We start from the raw sequence: 14,770 nt of genomic DNA, 5'->3' as shown, positions 1-14,770 counted from the left end.
CCTTGGAACTTCGAAGCCCAAACGGTCTGAGCTCTACGCTTACCGTGAACAAAGCGGACCGAGACGTCGCTTGAATTGAACATGTACTCCCAAACGTCCTCATCGCCATATCGCTTCGTGGCATTGATCGTTTGAAGGAGTCGTGTAAGCCACTTGTAGTTCACGGCGTAGAGCCAGACAACCGAGGCGGCAAACCCTACCACGATCGCCGCAAGGGTTTGAATGACCATCCCACGGGTCAAAACACTGTTCTGTGAAGCTTTCGCGAGATCGATCACCTCAAAGGGCTGCCGTACAACAAGAAATAGTACGTAGGTGAGCGCGTGAGCGGTGAGGCCGAATAGCACCGAGCGCAAGCCGAACTCGAACTGCGATCGGTCCTGTTTAGCACCATAATTTGCATCGACCCGCGCCCAGATGACCCCAGGCAGAAGCAAGATAGCAAGCTGGATGAAAAAGAGACTAGGTGACAACTAATCGGCTTCCTCTAACAGCGCGGACCTATGCGCTTCCTTGCCGCTCGTTCCGGGAGACGCAGACAACGCCGATAAAATCAAAACGGATCAGGATGACGGAAAACCCGTCTCCTAACTAATCCCGCACGTTCGCCCGCCCGGAATCGCCAAAGAAATCTTACTTGTAGTTTTCATAGGGGTGCAACTGCACATATTGAAAGTTTCCGTTTCGAAAGTCTAACGTTTCAACTGCCGTTGGCTCTCCGTCATCGTCAATTGCAACTGACATCGATACGTCAATGGTCACGTCCACTGTGGTTTCGCCAGTGACCGTATCCCAGGGAATGAGGACCTTGTCCTCCGAATCATACGATGCAGTATCCCAGTCTGGATGGCTATAATATAGGTCGGCCTTAACTGCTAAGCGACCGATAACTAGGATGGAGCCACCTTCTTCAGTTCCCTTGAAGGCTGTCATATTTTCGATTTCGACGTCTATGGGGTCAATATCGTAGACTTCGGAATCCTCAACGTCTCCAATTAGACCCCAGTTCGACAGCTCCTCGCCGATCTTCTCAATTAGCGTGCCCTTGTTTTCTTCGAGGAACTCATCAATCTCAGGAGCATCCATTTCAAGCCCCAGACTGCCAAACAAGGCAGGCAGAGACATCACTAGTGAGATATTCGGAACAGACGTCGCGGGATTTATAAAGTCACCGTCATTAGACACTATAATCACTCTGGTACTCTCGGAAGCCTCTGCCTTCAGACTTTCGAATATGAATGCATCCGGAAATTGGTTTTTCTTTCCCTCTCCGCTAAAGAAACCTTCGTTAGCAGCATACGCCGCCAAGATAGTCGAAGGCTTTATTCCATCTATTGCAAGCATCTTAGCTTTAAGGGATTTAAACATCTCATTGGTCGAAGTCTCGTATGTCTTGATCAGCTTACTCTTCAATTCTGCCTTACTGACAATTGGTAGCGGGACTCCTGTCACTAGTTCTAAAATACTGCGGAAATGAGCTCGCCCAATGTCTCTTATTACCTCATAGTCATTCTCCGCGTGCTTTTTTGCAACCTCTGTGACAGTGAGGTCCGTGGCAAGAATGGTTATGATCTCAGCCTCAACAAGATCGATAACGCGCTGAATCTCAGGTCCGCCGGGCGGTTTACCTGCTGCGATTAGTATGTTTGCGTCTAAAAAAACTTTTGGCGTGTTATTTGGCATCTTGCTGCTCAAGCTTTACGCTAAATGGACTTCTGATAGAGCCCTATGCACTTTGGTTCTCAGTCGTAGCACCAGTCGTTTCGGTGGTTAGGCGACCAATCGAGAGCATACCCTTCTTCCAGAAGAACGCTCTCAGCGGTTCTCCCATCGGGAAGTCTGATCCGCACCAGCGGACGCCCACTGTCGTCGACAGCTCCTGAGTGCTCAATTGTTGTGCCGGGGATTGCGACCAGCTCATTCAAACGCTTCTTAGCTCGAAGCGCCCCGATCCTCTCGCGCTCGCACCGGTATTTCCGCAGCTCGGGCGTGTCCACGCCTGAGACGTCTGCTATGCCATCTCCCAGGAGCCGCATAAGCTGTCCGTTGCATTTGATGGTGTCCCCGTCGGTCACCACAATCGGCCAGCATGAAATTAGCAGTGCAGAAATTACCTCGATCATCCTTCACACCCAGTTCCGTCGCCATCTCGGTCCAGATCGTAGATGTCTGTCCCAGTAACTGTAACCGGACCGGCAACATAGGCCGGCCCGTTCCCGCTACCGCCGGCACAGTCGACATCGGTCGCCACTGGAACACATGGGTCGTAGTTCGGATCACATTGCGCTCGTGCCGAAACGCAACTTGCTGTCACGGCCAGCGACGATACGATGGCTAAGAGGCGCGCGCCCATTTGTACCCCCGTCACCTGTTCAGGCGACCGGGAAGATCATGCCGCTATCCTTAACCGGGCGCAATGCTGACCCGAGCGAGGCATGTGTTCCAATCTGTTCGCATTCCGGACCCCTCGCGGGGGGCTACTTGCACCCAACTCTATGTTTGGGGGGGGGCTCGTTCGCAGGCGGCCTGTACCCCCGGATGCTGGTCGAAGTCGGACACGCATCCAGGGTGCTTTGTTGCCGGTGACCGCCTCAATGGCCGTGACGATTGCCGCATTCAGTGCTGTCAGCGCGCGAGAATGGTGGCATTGAGGAGCTATGATCGGAGCGCAGCAAGCGCGGTGCAGTGGCAATGAATCTCAGCCGTGATAACTGGTGCTCGTTTCGTCTGTCAGCGGTTTCAACGTTCGCTGGCCTGCTCGGAATGTGAAGCATCCATTACGTCGATGGAACGCGGTCTGGCTGGTAGAGTTGGGAGTTCAAGCTCCATCTGACTGTTTATTAAATCAAAAAGGACCGAGAAGCGGCCCCAAACCGAATAGGTCGCGAGCAATTTCGCATTGTTGAGCAGCTCGTCTTCCGATGAAGAATCAGACTCAAATGTTAAGCCATAGTAAGCGGATATACTCGACTCGGCTCCTTCCATTTGCTTTCCAGCACTGACGTGACAAATGACAACGTATTTATCTGAACCTGCTACCAGGGTTGGCACGTTTACAGCAGAGCGATAAAATATCGTAACATTCTCATCAGAGGTTGGGGCAATAACATCAAGTTTTGTAGAAAATTCTAGCAACACAAGAGAGGAAATTGACGAAAGCTTTTCGTCCAATTCTCTAGCCTGATAATAACTCTTCTTTTCCAGCGCCATTAATTCCCCCACCGCGCAGTAGGCTTTCGTGTGTACGAAGTCACTATTCCAGTACGGATAGAAAGAATCCTTTCAAACTCTAGTACGCGGTGTTCGGCACTGACACGAACTTTTGAAAGCTTCGGTCTAGCAACCCTCTGCATAAGATCGATTTCCTCACGTTGCCTCCTAAGAGGGTCGATTTCCTCGCGTTGCGTCCGAAGCACATTGTCAACGCGCTGTGTAAGATGACCGCATTCCAGTTTATCGGTGGCAGCGGCAACGATCCACGAGTTCAGTGTAAGGCCGGCGTCTGCGGCAGCCATGGCCGACCGTTTGTGAAGTTCCGGTGTCATGCGGACGTTGAAGCTGCCCTTGAACGGCTTGGTCGGGCTTTTTCCAAGCTCGGCGCAGTCGGCCAAGTAGCCTTCGATTAGTTCCGCAAATGCCTTATCAACATCTGCGGCGCTCTCGCATTGAGCAATCAGCAAATCATCGACATGCAACACCTTTATGAAGAGTGTGCCGTCTTCATATTCGACAGAGGCTTGGTAGCCTTTATATTTTACTGTGCTCATATGAGACCCATCTCAATCAGAGTTTCACGAATCTCGCGGACAACGTAGGGTTTAATTTCGTTCCCGGGATGCGGTTCGTGCAGGAGTATCATTCGCTTGGAAGCGACGTGTAGGAACCGTCGTCTACTGCCGCCACCAGTTTGCCGCTCTTCGCAACCCAAGCCCTCCAGGATGCGCTTCACGTCCCGGTACGGGAAAGGTCCGTTGCATTCTTTCAGCGCCTCGACAAGCTTCGCCAGCTGAGCCATTCGATTTCTACCAACGTTTGGCCAACTGGTAGGTTCGCTGCAACTGAAAAATAGTTGCAACGTGTTAGTATACCGGAACGGCCCTATGAGGAAGTTAAATTTCGCACGCGTTTAGAGAGACTAGCCGTCACCGGAGTCGGATGCAAAGGGTGTTCAGGGCAATACGAACCGCCCTCCCAGTCATAGACAGGCTTCGGCGCGGAACAGTGAAGGCCGGCGGTCAATGCGTCCGACCCATTTCCGATAACCCAGCATGTGAGGCATCCCACAGACGCCCCACAGGGCTTTTGCGCCCTTCATTCGGCAGTGCCTTTGGGGAGGAATCCCTTTGCCTCCAGATCGGTAACCCACTAGTTTTTCGACATAGGACGCCACGTTCTAACGATATCGGCTTTCGCAGCTGCTTCCAATGTTTCCTTCGCGCTTGGCTCGATCCTCAGACCGCAGGCGGAACATCGCGTGCCAGCAAGTGCCATGCGTTCAGGAACCGGTCTAAAGGACCGCGGAACAATCGAAGTTGTCCGTTGAAATCCCGTAGTATGGCACCAAGTTCCTCGCTGGGGACAACATACACATCGGGGAAATATTCAAGCTTCTCAAAGCGATTTCGATATATCACGCAGATGATAAAATGGTGTGGTGCTATCAAAACGTTGTTCATAGGGATCGATGAATATCCCCTGACGGATTTAACGTCGATGGAGATTGCCTGCTCACCAGGGAACACTACCCTGATGTCGATGGCCTTTCTGTTGCCAAGGGTCACGTAAGCTTCGTGGCCTTGGCGGTAAAGTTGCGACAGCACAAAATATTCGGCTGCTATGCCGGTGTTGTATCCGCTCATTGTGTTAACCTCACACCGGCTCCGCCGCCGTTCTCGGGGATGCGTTCCGGGCGCGAGTCGTGCCGCTTCCGGCTTGGATGAAATGGATATCCGGTTGCAGTTTGACCGATGCGCCACTTGATGAGCGGCGAAGGCCGCATCAATGCAATTTGCTCCATCAGCCGAGGCGCGAACTCGTCAGTTTCGCGCTTCAGTTCTGATCCCCAGGCAAGGATCGCAGAGTCAAATTGCGCGATGTCACTCGCGATTTTTTTGTATGACGCCAGAATATCGCGAGCGCGGCGGCGAATCGGCTCTTTGATTTCTTTTGGGTCACCATGCTCAAACGGAAAAAGATTGTAGGTGATAAAGCCGCTAAAGCCCCACTTCCAACTCATTACCGCCATGGTCCAGGCTGCGCCTCGTCGCACGAACGGGAAGGGCTTACCGCAATTCTCATTGGCAGCGTTTCCGGCTGGATTGAGAACGATCCATGGAAGGATCAGTGGAGGTGATACAGCGGGCTCAAACAATCTTGACCGTTTCCACCGCATGTCCGGTTCTGTCCTGAAGTCGCAAACGTACGCGCATTGGGGCTCATCCTTCCGACCTAAGGGTGCGCCAAGCCTACGTCCGACCGAACTATCCATTTGGGGCCCTTTCCTTTCTCAGCCGCACGCCATTCTCAGTGCCGGCGCGCCGTGCCAGACAGCCGCCCTGGCGGGCGGCTCCGCGATCACCATACGCTGGGTGCGAATTAGCCTCGGCACTTTTTTGTGCCGCTAATTCCCGACATTGCGCATACTGAACTCTCTGGCGTGGCCTAAAACGAAAACGGGGAACAACTAAGTCTCTCGAAATCCTCAAGCGGTTCGGAGCCTCGTGCGAGGACCATCGACAGTTTCTCGATATCAAAAATGTCTTGTCGCTTGATATAGGGATTATCGCATACCCACACCCTGCCAACTGTTTTGCACTTCATTTGCCTTCCGGCGCCGCCTTCAAAGATAAGGGTCATTGTCGGGGGCTCGATCCTCGCCAGCCCGGCGAGGATCTTCTCGCCAACAGACAGAGGCGAACTCATATCATTAGAAACTTCCTCCACAGTGCAGAGGTAAACCCCTCCTGTGAAAAGGTCCTGCGCAACTGCCACCCAGGAAATGGAGGTCAAAGCCACTGCGAGTAGGAAACGATACCACACCTGCTCTGCCCTCCCATGTCGCACGCATGTCGCGCGGATTTGCCGATAGTCGCAGGAAACCCTTGGAAATCAACGGTGGGCCCTGGGGGTTTTTCTCAGATCAGGGAAGGCTAATTCCGACAAGCGCTCCCGCCCATTTCAGGGTGTCGTATGCGTCTTTGAACTTCGGCGCATAGGATATTGCGCCTCCAATCCCGCTTACGATGGTCTTCAACCGCGTACGATTTGGCTTCTCCTTCGAGAGTTCTGATTTGCCCTCGATCGCCAGTTCCTCGACTTCCAGACGATCGAAGGGAACGTCCTCACTTTCTTCGGCAGCCAGTACCTCCAGCAACGCGGTGAAGGCGTTTTCAAGCGCTTCGCGCGCGGCGGAGTCGATAACCTGATTTGCGATCCCATAACTACCGGGGCCAGTCTGTACGACGCCGACCGGAGCGTTGAAGACGAGTGTGGGGCTGTTATTTGAAACGCCATCGGCTATGCGCTTGTCGTTCGATGCCGCTATGAGGGCAAGTTCACCCGTTATCCGCTGCATTTCCAGTTTTTCTATCCGGCCGAGTTCGGCGAGGAGGGTTTCGCCAGTCGGCGCCATACTCTTTGACTTGAGTGGTGGCGCTTCGCTCACGATTGCACGTAGCCTGGCTACTTCGTTACTGACGTGCCCCGCGACTAGCGTTCTGATCTCGTCGCGGTTTGTCGAATTAATTGCAATACCGTGTGCGGTGGTGGAACGAATGATAAGGTTTAGTGTCGCCTGCGCAAAAATCGGGATGGTTCGGCTGGCTACATCCACAACGCCTTTAATGGCCATACTGCTTTGGAGAGAGCCCCTCGCTGAAAACTGCGCTGTTGTCTTGCCGATCTCGCGCTTCACCTGATCGTTGAGTTTGGTCCGCTCGACAGCGAGCAACCCCTCAAAATCCCCAATCATGTTGTCGTTCATTTTCCCCTCCCGTTGCATTGGGAGGGAACCACGTGAGTTGTCAACTACGCAACTGATTCCATCTCTGTCCAAGCAGGTATATTGGCCAGACATTGGACAAGAACGGGAATGGGAGGTGCTAAGTGCTTGAAAGTGTTGGTACGCCCAAGGGGAATCGAACCCCTGTTTGCGCCGTGAGAGGGCGCCGTCCTGACCGCTAGACGATGGGCGCTGACAGTTCGGGGCGTATAGTCCGACCGCCGGAAAAATGCAACCGCGATTCGCAAGGCTCGAGCGACCGCGCCGAAAGGCGCGGCCCGAATGCCTCAGCTACTCGGCTCGATCAAATCCCAAAGATTGCCGTAGAGATCGGCGAAGACCGCGACCGTCCCATAGGCCTCGCGACGCGACTCTTCGCGGAATTCGACGCCTCGCGCCAACATGGCTTTGTAGTCGCGGAAGAAATTATCGGTCTCGAGGAACAGAAAAACGCGGCCACCGGTCTGGTCGCCCACATGCGAGCGCTGCTTGTCGCCATCGGCTCGGGCAAGAAGGAGATGCGCCCCGGCGCCGCCCTCGGCGGGACCGACCGTGACCCAGCGCTTGCCACCGCCGAGGTCAACGTCCTGGACGAGATGAAAGCCGAGCTTCTGCGTATACCAGGCAATGGCTTCATCGTAGTCGGCCACGACCAGCGCGACTGTGGCGATCTTTCGCACGCCTTCAGCCATCATCCGCTCACTCGGATTTCAGGTCGAAGCGGCCGATGATACGCTTCTCGGCTATATCATAGAGGAAAAGCGCCCGACCGCCGCCGGCGAGCTCTGCCTCCAGCGTGATCCGGTTTCCCGACAGCGAATGGGAAACGAGCCTCGCGCCGGCAGGAAGGATGATGTCGCCGGCCATCACGCCGCCTTCAGCGGGCGACGGCACCGCCTCGTTTCCGCCGACGGACACGATCTCGCTCGGCGCGCCGGTTTTGTAGACAACCGCCGCCAGCACCGCCATAAGGGCCAGGAACAGCAGGCCGAGATTGATCGCTACGAAGCGGACGAGCTTGCGGCGCACTTTCTCGACGGCCGGATCGAGCGGCTTTTCCTCGTTATCGTCAATCGTCGGCCGCGCCATAGTGGGAAAAACCTGGAATTGTCTGCGATGAGCGATCCTGATAGCGAAGCCGGCGCTGCATTGAAAGGGCTGACGGCCGGTCCCGACGCCGCAGGGCTGCGGCTCGACCAGTGGCTCGCGGCAGCGCTTGGCCCGGACTTTTCGCGCAACCGAGTCCAGGCGCTGATCAGGCAGGGCGCAGTCCGTGTCGGCGGCGCGGTGGTGAACGAGCCGAAGCGCAAGATGGTTTCGGGCGACGACGTGGCGCTGGAGCTGCCCGAGCCGGAACCGGCGGAGCCGGTCGGCGAAGACATCCCGCTCGACATACTTTTCGAGGACGACCAGCTGATCGTGCTCAACAAGCCGCCCGGACTCGTCGTCCATCCCGGCGCTGGCAACTGGACCGGCACGCTGGTCAATGCCCTGATCCACCATTGCGGCGACAGCCTTTCGGGGATAGGCGGCGTCAGAAGGCCCGGCATTGTCCACCGCCTCGACAAGGACACGTCAGGCGTCATGGTGGTGGCAAAGACCGATCGCGCCCATCAGGCGCTGTCCGAGGCTTTTGCCGATCACGGCCGCGCCAGCGATCTCGAACGTGCCTATATTGCGCTGGTCTGGAATATCCCGCAGCGCAGGGCCGGCACCATTGACGCGCCGCTAGGCCGCGCCTCCGACAGGACCAGGCGGGCGGTGGTGCCAGAAGGCCGCGATGACGCCCGCCACGCGGTAACACACTACGCAGTGCTGGAGCGCTTCGGCGAAAAACAGGAGGAGTTCGCCAGGGCAGCCCTCGTCGAGTGCCGCCTTGAAACCGGGCGCACGCACCAGATCCGCGTGCACATGGCCCATATCGGTCATCCCGTAATCGGCGATCCCGATTACGGCGCGGCGTTCCGCAGCAAGGCGAACCGCCTGCCCGAGCCACTGAAATCGAAGGTCAATGCCTTTCCGCGCCAAGCCCTGCATGCGCGCCTGCTGGCCTTCCGTCACCCGGTTTCGGGCGAGCTGATGCGCTTCGAGGCGCCGCTTCCGGCAGACATGGAAGAACTGGTCGCCGGCTTTCGGAATCTCTGAACATCGGTTGAGAAAACCTGACTGGCGTCGTTCACTTTGGCGTGACACACTGTTTAAAGTTGAACAAATGCTGGATTTTCCGGTTTTGTTCCTATATAAGAGTGTTTGTCGCGGACGGGTGACGACGCTTCCGCGCCACATGCCTGCCTTGTTCAGGGGGCAAAATTTCGAGAGGAGGGTGCTTTATGGCCCAGACACTACCAAGCATTGTTTCCGGGGAAGGCGGCCTCAGCCGCTATCTGGAAGAAATCCGCCGTTTTCCGATGCTTCAGCCGCAGGAAGAGTACATGCTCGCCAAGCGGTATCAGGAGCATGAGGATACGGGTGCGGCACACAAGCTCGTGACCAGCCATCTGCGTCTCGTGGCCAAGATCGCCATGGGCTATCGCGGCTATGGGCTGCCGATCGGCGAGGTCATTTCCGAGGGCAATGTCGGCCTGATGCAGGCCGTCAAGAAATTCGAACCGGAGCGCGGCTTCCGGCTGGCAACCTACGCCATGTGGTGGATCAAGGCCTCGATCCAGGAATACATCCTGCGTTCGTGGAGCCTCGTGAAAATGGGCACTACCGCCAATCAGAAGCGCTTGTTCTTCAACCTGCGCAAGGTGAAGGGCAAGATCCAGGCGCTTGACGAAGGCGATTTGAAGCCGGAGCAGATCACCGAGATCGCCACCCGGCTGAACGTCAGCGAAGCCGAGGTCATCTCGATGAACCGCCGGCTTTCCGGCGACGCTTCGCTCAACGCGCCGATCCGCGCGACCGAAGGCGAATCCGGCGAATGGCAGGACTGGCTGGTCGACGACCATGAAAGCGCCGAGACCATTCTGATCGAGCAAGACGAACTGGATAACCGCCGCTCGATGCTCGCCGGCGCCATGTCGGTCCTCAATGATCGCGAAAAGCGCATCTTCGAGGCCCGGCGACTATCGGAAGAGCCGCTGACGCTCGAGGAACTGTCGGGCGAATTCGACATCAGCCGCGAGCGCGTGCGCCAGATCGAGGTGCGGGCGTTCGAGAAGGTGCAGGACGCAGTGAAAGCCGCGGCCAAGCGCCAGGCGCAGGCCCTGCGCACCATCGAGGCGCAGCCGGCGGCGTAAGGACCTTCGGCAGGAACTTAAGTCAGACCGCGTCGGCGCTGCCGGCGCGGTTTTTGTTTGGGCATAAAGGTTGCGCTCTCCCTTCTCCCACAGGACGAGAATTTGAGAACGCGTTTGGCGCTATCTGCCCGCTTCGCCACCGCCAAAGCTATTGGGCCTCGCCCTGCTCTTTCCTCACCGCCAGCTTCAACGCCAGATCTTCCATCCGCTGCGCAAGGCCGCTGAGCGCGCCGGTCAGCGCCGCATCGTTCTTGTCGGCCTTGATCAGCGCATCGTCGCGGGTCTTGCGCAGGGTCATGATCTCGCCCTCCATGCCCTTGACCCGCTTCTGCAGTTCCACAAGCTCGTCCATGACCATGATGCCGGCCATGACGGTCAGCCTCTGGTCGCCGATCTCGCCAAACGAATCCTTCAGATGCGAGACGTAGCGGTCGAAGCGCTGGGCGAGGTCGATCAGATGTTCTTCCTGGCCTTCGTCGCAGGCCATGCGATAGGCTTTGCCGTCGATTGTGACTGTCACTTGCGCCATCGGATCACCTGTCCAGAACCGCGCGGATGGTTTCCATGGCGGTTACGAGACGCCGGGAAACTTCCTTGTTGGCCTCCTCCAGCCTCTCGGCGCGGGCCTCGGAATTGTCGAGTTCCTGCGCCAGCCGGCTGCGGTCGGCGTTCATGCGCTGCACTTCGGCTTCGGCTTCCGAATAATCCTGCTCGTGTTCGAGGCGGGTAGCGACGCCCTGTTCCAGCGCATCGATGGCCCTGCCGAGCCGGCTTATCACTTCCTTGAGCGTCGTTTCCCCGGTCATGGCTCCTGTCCAACCCCGCCCATCACCGAATCGTCCGCGTTCAGAACGATTTATCCGCGAAACATTAGGCGTCGTGTGAAGCAGCCGTCAACAAAGTGATTCGGGCTGTCCCCTGCTATCGCTGCACAACCCGCGGCGAGGCCGCCGGACCGGCGTGGAAAGAGCGCCGCTTTTGTTGACTCACGCGGCGCGCCTGCTATGTGTCGCCTGCCTTTTTCGGGGGACACGACGCCGCTGTTGCCCCGCCATCCACTCTGCAGCGAGTCCATGATGAATCAGCGCGAAAAACATGACCGGATGGCCAATGCGATCCGCTTCCTTTCGATGGACGCGGTAGAAAAGGCCAATTCCGGCCATCCCGGCCTGCCGATGGGCGCAGCCGACATGGCGACGGTGCTCTACACCCGCTTCATGAAGCACGACCCGAAGAACCCGGCCTGGCCGGACCGCGACCGCTTCGTCCTGTCGGCGGGCCACGGCTCGATGCTGCTCTATTCGCTGCTCTATCTGACCGGCTACGAAGACATCACCATCGACGAGATCAAGCACTTCCGCCAGCTCGGCTCTAGGACAGCCGGCCATCCCGAATACGGCCATGCCGCCGGCATCGAGACCACCACCGGCCCGCTCGGCCAGGGCTTGGCCAACTCGGTCGGCATGGCGCTCGCCGAGCGCATCCTCAATGCGCGCTTCGGCGACGCGCTGGTCGACCACTACACCTATGTGATCGCCGGCGACGGCTGCCTGATGGAAGGCATAAGCCAGGAGGCGATCTCGCTTGCCGGCCACCTGCAGCTGTCGAAGCTGATCGTACTTTGGGACGACAACAACATCTCCATCGACGGCCCCGTATCCCTCGCCGATTCCACCGACCAGCTGGAGCGTTTCGACGCCTCCGGCTGGAACACCATGCGCTGCGACGGCCATGATCCGGACGCGATCGCCGACGCGATCGAACTCGCACACCATTCGGACCGGCCGACGCTGATCGCCTGCAAGACCACCATCGGCTTCGGCGCACCGACCAAGGCCGGCACCAACAAGGCGCACGGCTCGCCGCTCGGCGCCGATGAGATCGCAGCCACGCGCAAGGCGCTGGGCTGGACGGCCCCGGCATTCGAGGTGCCTTCTGACATTCTCGATGCTTGGCGCCTGTCGGGCCTCAATGCCGGCAAGAAGCGCAAGGAATGGGAACAGCGGCTTGCCGCCGCCGAAAGCGAGATCCGCACCGAATTCGAGCGCCGCATGCGCGGCGAGCTACCCGGCGGCCTGGATGGGGCGATCGCGGAATACAAGCAGAAGCTCGCCAGCGACAGGCCGAAGGTCGCCACCCGCAAGTCGAGCGAAATGGCGCTGGAGGTCATCAATGCGGTGGCGCCCGAGACCATCGGCGGCTCGGCCGACCTGACCGGCTCCAACAACACCCGGACCAGCCAGACCAAGCCCATTTCGGCCGGGGATTACGGCGAGCGCTACGTCCATTACGGCATCCGCGAACATGGCATGGCGGCTGCGATGAACGGCATGGCGCTGCATGGCGGCGTCATCCCCTATTCCGGTACCTTCCTGGTCTTCTCCGATTATGCCCGTCCGGCGATGCGGCTTGCCTCGCTGATGGGCATCCGTTCGATCTTCGTGATGACGCACGATTCCATCGGCCTCGGCGAGGACGGCCCGACGCATCAGCCGGTCGAGCAGTTGGCGGCGTTGCGCGCCATCCCAAATCACACCGTGTTCCGCCCGGCCGATGCGACCGAAGTCGCCGAATGCTGGCAGCTCGCGCTGGAATCGGCGAAGACGCCGTCCACTATCGCCCTTACTCGCCAGAACCTTTCGGCGGTGCGCACCGAATTCGTCGAGGAGAACCTTTGCGCCTACGGCGCTTACGAACTCGCGACTGCGAACGGCGACGCGGAGGTCACCATCTTCGCCAGCGGTTCCGAGGTCGAGATCGCGCTCGCCGCGCGTACGCAGTTGCAGGCGCACGGCCACCCGACGCGCGTCGTATCGGTGCCCGCCTTCGAACTGTTCGAAAAGCAGAGCGACGATTACAAGGCTGCGATAATCGGCGGTGCGCCGGTCAAGATCGCCATCGAGGCGGCGATCCGGCTCGGCTGGGATCGTTTCATCGGCCTCGACGGCATCTTCATCGGCATGACCGGCTTCGGCGCCAGCGGACCGATCGAGCAGATCTATCCGCATTTCGGAATCACCGCCGACGCGACGGTGAAGGCGGCAGAAGCGGCGCTGCACAAGAAGTCACATTGATCTTTGCCACGGGCGCGTTGATTTTGGTCCCGCGGCACCGACTTTCGCCCCCCAAGGAGAACCGAGCATGACTGTCAGAGTTGCCATTAACGGATTTGGCCGCATCGGCCGCAACATCGTTCGCGCGATCTACGAATCCGGCCGTACGGATATCGACGTCGTCGCCGTCAACGATCTCGGCCCGGTCGAGACCAATGCCCATCTGTTGCGCTACGACAGCGTCCATGGCCGCTTCCCGCGTGACGTGGAAGTCAACGGCGACATGATCAGCGTCGGCAAGGAGAAGTTCAAGGTGCTGGCGGTGAAGGATCCGTCGCAGCTGCCCTGGAAGGATCTTGGCGTCGACATCGCGCTGGAATGCACAGGCATTTTCACCGCGAAGGACAAGGCGTCCGCGCATCTTGCCGCCGGCGCCAAGCGCGTCATCGTCTCCGCCCCTTCGGACGGCGCCGACCTGACCGTGGTCTACGGTTGCAACCACGACAAGATCACCAAGGACCACATGGTGATCTCCAACGCCTCCTGCACCACCAATTGCCTGGCGCCCGTGGCGATGGTCCTCAACAATGCCATCGACATCGAAAAGGGCTTCATGACGACGATCCACGCCTATACCGGCGACCAGCCGACGCTGGATACGATGCACAAGGACCTCTACCGTGGCCGCGCCGCGGCGATGTCAATGATCCCGACCTCGACCGGCGCCGCCAAGGCCGTGGGCCTCGTGCTGCCGGAACTGAAGGGCAAGCTCGACGGCGTGTCGATCCGCGTGCCGGTGCCGAATGTCTCGGTGATCGATTTCAAGTTCGTCGCCAAGCGCACGGTCACCGTGGAGGAGGTCAACGAGATCCTCGTCGCCGCCGCCAACGGCCCGCTGAAAGGCATCCTCGCCTATACAAACGAGCCGCTGGTTTCGATCGACATGAACCACAACCCTGCGTCCTCGACCTTCGCGCTCGACCAGACCAAGGTGATCGAGGGCAACCTGGTGCGCGTCATGTCCTGGTACGACAATGAATGGGGCTTCTCGAACCGCATGGCCGACACGGCCGCCGCTTTCGGCAAGGTCATCGCCTGACCCTGGGAAGAATTTCGCTCAATCAAAACGCCCGGCTTCGTCCGGGCGTTTCGTTCAGAGGCTGCGGCAAATGTGCGTTGGCCCTTGATGAACATCGGCTGCCCCGCCGCAGCATTTCCAGCACCAGGAACGCGGTGAGTATCCCGACCGGAAACTGGGCGATGCCGGTGAACTCGAAGAAGAAGTCGTTGGGCATCTCGTACGTCGGAGGCGGGAAAAGAGCGATTGCCGCCGGTTGGCCGAAACCGAAATAGACGACGTTCTTTACGACGTGGTTGTAGCCGCCTTCGAATATCCCGATCGCCAGGACCGGAAAGACCAGGATGATAATCGCGCCCAGCCATGTGGCGACGCGACTGCTCGGCTCGTCTGGACG

18 protein-coding genes and 1 tRNA gene are annotated in these 14,770 nt (G+C 58.3%); 4 read left to right on the top strand and 15 right to left on the bottom strand.

Annotated features, from left to right (window positions below; translation table 11 throughout):
- From MAXJ12_RS06015 to MAXJ12_RS05960, 12 genes are all read right to left on the bottom strand, one after another.
- Positions 1-473 (bottom strand): DUF6338 family protein (locus tag MAXJ12_RS06015; protein WP_008834900.1); only part of this gene is annotated, 473 nt, incomplete at its 3' end.
- A gap of 160 nt (positions 474-633) precedes the next feature.
- Entirely contained in the window at positions 634-1,683 is a 1,050-nt protein-coding gene (locus MAXJ12_RS06010; RefSeq protein ID WP_008834899.1) for a PIN domain-containing protein, read from the bottom strand.
- Between the two features lie 59 nt (positions 1,684-1,742).
- On the bottom strand, positions 1,743-2,123 hold the full coding sequence (locus MAXJ12_RS06005; RefSeq protein WP_008834898.1) for a thermonuclease family protein: 381 nt from the start codon (positions 2,121-2,123) through the stop codon (positions 1,743-1,745).
- A 616-nt stretch (positions 2,124-2,739) separates the two neighbouring features.
- Positions 2,740-3,210 carry a hypothetical protein gene (locus MAXJ12_RS36565; RefSeq protein ID WP_139043803.1) on the bottom strand — a complete coding sequence of 157 codons (471 nt, stop codon included), beginning with the start codon at positions 3,208-3,210 and terminating at the stop codon, positions 2,740-2,742.
- A complete protein-coding gene (locus tag MAXJ12_RS34280) occupies positions 3,210-3,767 on the bottom strand; it encodes a type II toxin-antitoxin system HicB family antitoxin (protein ID WP_008834897.1) in 558 nt (185 codons plus the stop codon). The genes MAXJ12_RS36565 and MAXJ12_RS34280 overlap by 1 nt, the downstream gene beginning before the upstream one ends.
- On the bottom strand, positions 3,764-4,015 hold the full coding sequence (locus MAXJ12_RS39970; protein ID WP_008834896.1) for a type II toxin-antitoxin system HicA family toxin: 252 nt from the start codon (positions 4,013-4,015) through the stop codon (positions 3,764-3,766). The genes MAXJ12_RS34280 and MAXJ12_RS39970 overlap by 4 nt, the downstream gene beginning before the upstream one ends.
- Positions 4,016-4,451: 436 nt before the next feature.
- Positions 4,452-4,859 carry a hypothetical protein gene (locus tag MAXJ12_RS05990; protein WP_008834895.1) on the bottom strand — a complete coding sequence of 136 codons (408 nt, stop codon included), beginning with the start codon at positions 4,857-4,859 and terminating at the stop codon, positions 4,452-4,454.
- Positions 4,856-5,371: a DUF1643 domain-containing protein gene (locus MAXJ12_RS35015; RefSeq protein ID WP_157999619.1), complete on the bottom strand. Its 516-nt coding sequence runs from the start codon at positions 5,369-5,371 to the stop codon at positions 4,856-4,858. Before MAXJ12_RS35015 ends, MAXJ12_RS05990 begins: the two co-directional genes overlap by 4 nt.
- Positions 5,372-6,139: 768 nt before the next feature.
- Positions 6,140-6,982 (bottom strand): hypothetical protein, encoded by an 843-nt coding sequence (locus MAXJ12_RS05975; protein WP_008834892.1) that lies wholly within the window; start codon positions 6,980-6,982, stop codon positions 6,140-6,142.
- Positions 6,983-7,118: 136 nt separating this feature from the next.
- Positions 7,119-7,193: transfer RNA gene (locus tag MAXJ12_RS05970), tRNA-Glu, on the bottom strand.
- A gap of 94 nt (positions 7,194-7,287) precedes the next feature.
- The gene (locus MAXJ12_RS05965; RefSeq protein ID WP_008834891.1) at positions 7,288-7,695 is read right to left on the bottom strand and encodes a VOC family protein; all 408 of its coding nucleotides are present in this window, start codon (positions 7,693-7,695) and stop codon (positions 7,288-7,290) included.
- 4 nt (positions 7,696-7,699) lie between these two features.
- Positions 7,700-8,089, bottom strand: coding sequence for a fimbrial protein (locus MAXJ12_RS05960; protein ID WP_008834890.1), 390 nt, complete (start codon positions 8,087-8,089; stop codon positions 7,700-7,702).
- A 27-nt stretch (positions 8,090-8,116) separates the two neighbouring features.
- On the opposite strand from MAXJ12_RS05960, the gene MAXJ12_RS05955 reads away from it, so the two are divergent.
- Positions 8,117-9,145: an RluA family pseudouridine synthase gene (locus MAXJ12_RS05955; protein ID WP_050898792.1), complete on the top strand. Its 1,029-nt coding sequence runs from the start codon at positions 8,117-8,119 to the stop codon at positions 9,143-9,145.
- A gap of 185 nt (positions 9,146-9,330) precedes the next feature.
- A complete protein-coding gene (gene rpoH, locus MAXJ12_RS05950) occupies positions 9,331-10,242 on the top strand; it encodes an RNA polymerase sigma factor RpoH (protein WP_008834888.1) in 912 nt (303 codons plus the stop codon).
- A gap of 148 nt (positions 10,243-10,390) precedes the next feature.
- Here rpoH and MAXJ12_RS05945 read toward each other — a convergent pair whose 3' ends face one another.
- Together MAXJ12_RS05945 and MAXJ12_RS05940 are read right to left on the bottom strand one after the other, a co-directional pair.
- The gene (locus MAXJ12_RS05945; protein WP_008834887.1) at positions 10,391-10,771 is read right to left on the bottom strand and encodes a cell division protein ZapA; all 381 of its coding nucleotides are present in this window, start codon (positions 10,769-10,771) and stop codon (positions 10,391-10,393) included.
- 4 nt (positions 10,772-10,775) lie between these two features.
- Positions 10,776-11,048, bottom strand: a complete 273-nt coding sequence (locus tag MAXJ12_RS05940; protein ID WP_008834886.1) for a DUF4164 domain-containing protein — start codon at positions 11,046-11,048, stop codon at positions 10,776-10,778.
- A gap of 270 nt (positions 11,049-11,318) precedes the next feature.
- Here MAXJ12_RS05940 and tkt point away from each other — a divergent pair, with 270 nt between their 5' ends.
- Together tkt and gap are read left to right on the top strand one after the other, a co-directional pair.
- Entirely contained in the window at positions 11,319-13,316 is a 1,998-nt protein-coding gene (tkt, locus tag MAXJ12_RS05935; RefSeq protein ID WP_040585066.1) for a transketolase, read from the top strand.
- Between the two features lie 67 nt (positions 13,317-13,383).
- Positions 13,384-14,394 carry a type I glyceraldehyde-3-phosphate dehydrogenase gene (gene gap, locus MAXJ12_RS05930; RefSeq protein WP_008834884.1) on the top strand — a complete coding sequence of 337 codons (1,011 nt, stop codon included), beginning with the start codon at positions 13,384-13,386 and terminating at the stop codon, positions 14,392-14,394.
- Positions 14,395-14,416: 22 nt separating this feature from the next.
- On the opposite strand, the gene MAXJ12_RS37500 is transcribed toward gap, so the two are convergent.
- A partial coding sequence (locus MAXJ12_RS37500; protein ID WP_008834883.1) for a hypothetical protein occupies positions 14,417-14,770 on the bottom strand: 354 nt, incomplete at its 5' end.

It is taken from the genome of Mesorhizobium alhagi CCNWXJ12-2 (genome assembly GCF_000236565.1).
Classification (GTDB): Bacteria; Pseudomonadota; Alphaproteobacteria; order Rhizobiales; family Rhizobiaceae; genus Allomesorhizobium; species Allomesorhizobium alhagi.
The sequence above is the reverse complement of the archived record's forward strand: the minus strand, read 5'-3'. Positions and strand labels throughout refer to the sequence as shown.

What these genes read in the sequence shown, in the direction of transcription:
- MAXJ12_RS06010 (WP_008834899.1), bottom strand. Translation starts at nt 1,683, where the DNA reads ATGCCAAATAACACGCCAAAAGTTTTTTTAGACGCAAACATACTAATC.
- MAXJ12_RS06005 (WP_008834898.1), bottom strand. Translation starts at nt 2,123, where the DNA reads ATGATCGAGGTAATTTCTGCACTGCTAATTTCATGCTGGCCGATTGTG.
- MAXJ12_RS36565 (WP_139043803.1), bottom strand. Translation starts at nt 3,210, where the DNA reads ATGGCGCTGGAAAAGAAGAGTTATTATCAGGCTAGAGAATTGGACGAA.
- MAXJ12_RS34280 (WP_008834897.1), bottom strand. Translation starts at nt 3,767, where the DNA reads ATGAGCACAGTAAAATATAAAGGCTACCAAGCCTCTGTCGAATATGAA.
- MAXJ12_RS39970 (WP_008834896.1), bottom strand. Translation starts at nt 4,015, where the DNA reads ATGGCTCAGCTGGCGAAGCTTGTCGAGGCGCTGAAAGAATGCAACGGA.
- MAXJ12_RS05990 (WP_008834895.1), bottom strand. Translation starts at nt 4,859, where the DNA reads ATGAGCGGATACAACACCGGCATAGCAGCCGAATATTTTGTGCTGTCG.
- MAXJ12_RS05975 (WP_008834892.1), bottom strand. Translation starts at nt 6,982, where the DNA reads ATGAACGACAACATGATTGGGGATTTTGAGGGGTTGCTCGCTGTCGAG.
- MAXJ12_RS05965 (WP_008834891.1), bottom strand. Translation starts at nt 7,695, where the DNA reads ATGATGGCTGAAGGCGTGCGAAAGATCGCCACAGTCGCGCTGGTCGTG.
- MAXJ12_RS05960 (WP_008834890.1), bottom strand. Translation starts at nt 8,089, where the DNA reads ATGGCGCGGCCGACGATTGACGATAACGAGGAAAAGCCGCTCGATCCG.
- MAXJ12_RS05955 (WP_050898792.1), top strand. Translation starts at nt 8,117, where the DNA reads ATGAGCGATCCTGATAGCGAAGCCGGCGCTGCATTGAAAGGGCTGACG.
- rpoH (WP_008834888.1), top strand. Translation starts at nt 9,331, where the DNA reads ATGGCCCAGACACTACCAAGCATTGTTTCCGGGGAAGGCGGCCTCAGC.
- MAXJ12_RS05945 (WP_008834887.1), bottom strand. Translation starts at nt 10,771, where the DNA reads ATGGCGCAAGTGACAGTCACAATCGACGGCAAAGCCTATCGCATGGCC.
- MAXJ12_RS05940 (WP_008834886.1), bottom strand. Translation starts at nt 11,048, where the DNA reads ATGACCGGGGAAACGACGCTCAAGGAAGTGATAAGCCGGCTCGGCAGG.
- tkt (WP_040585066.1), top strand. Translation starts at nt 11,319, where the DNA reads ATGAATCAGCGCGAAAAACATGACCGGATGGCCAATGCGATCCGCTTC.
- gap (WP_008834884.1), top strand. Translation starts at nt 13,384, where the DNA reads ATGACTGTCAGAGTTGCCATTAACGGATTTGGCCGCATCGGCCGCAAC.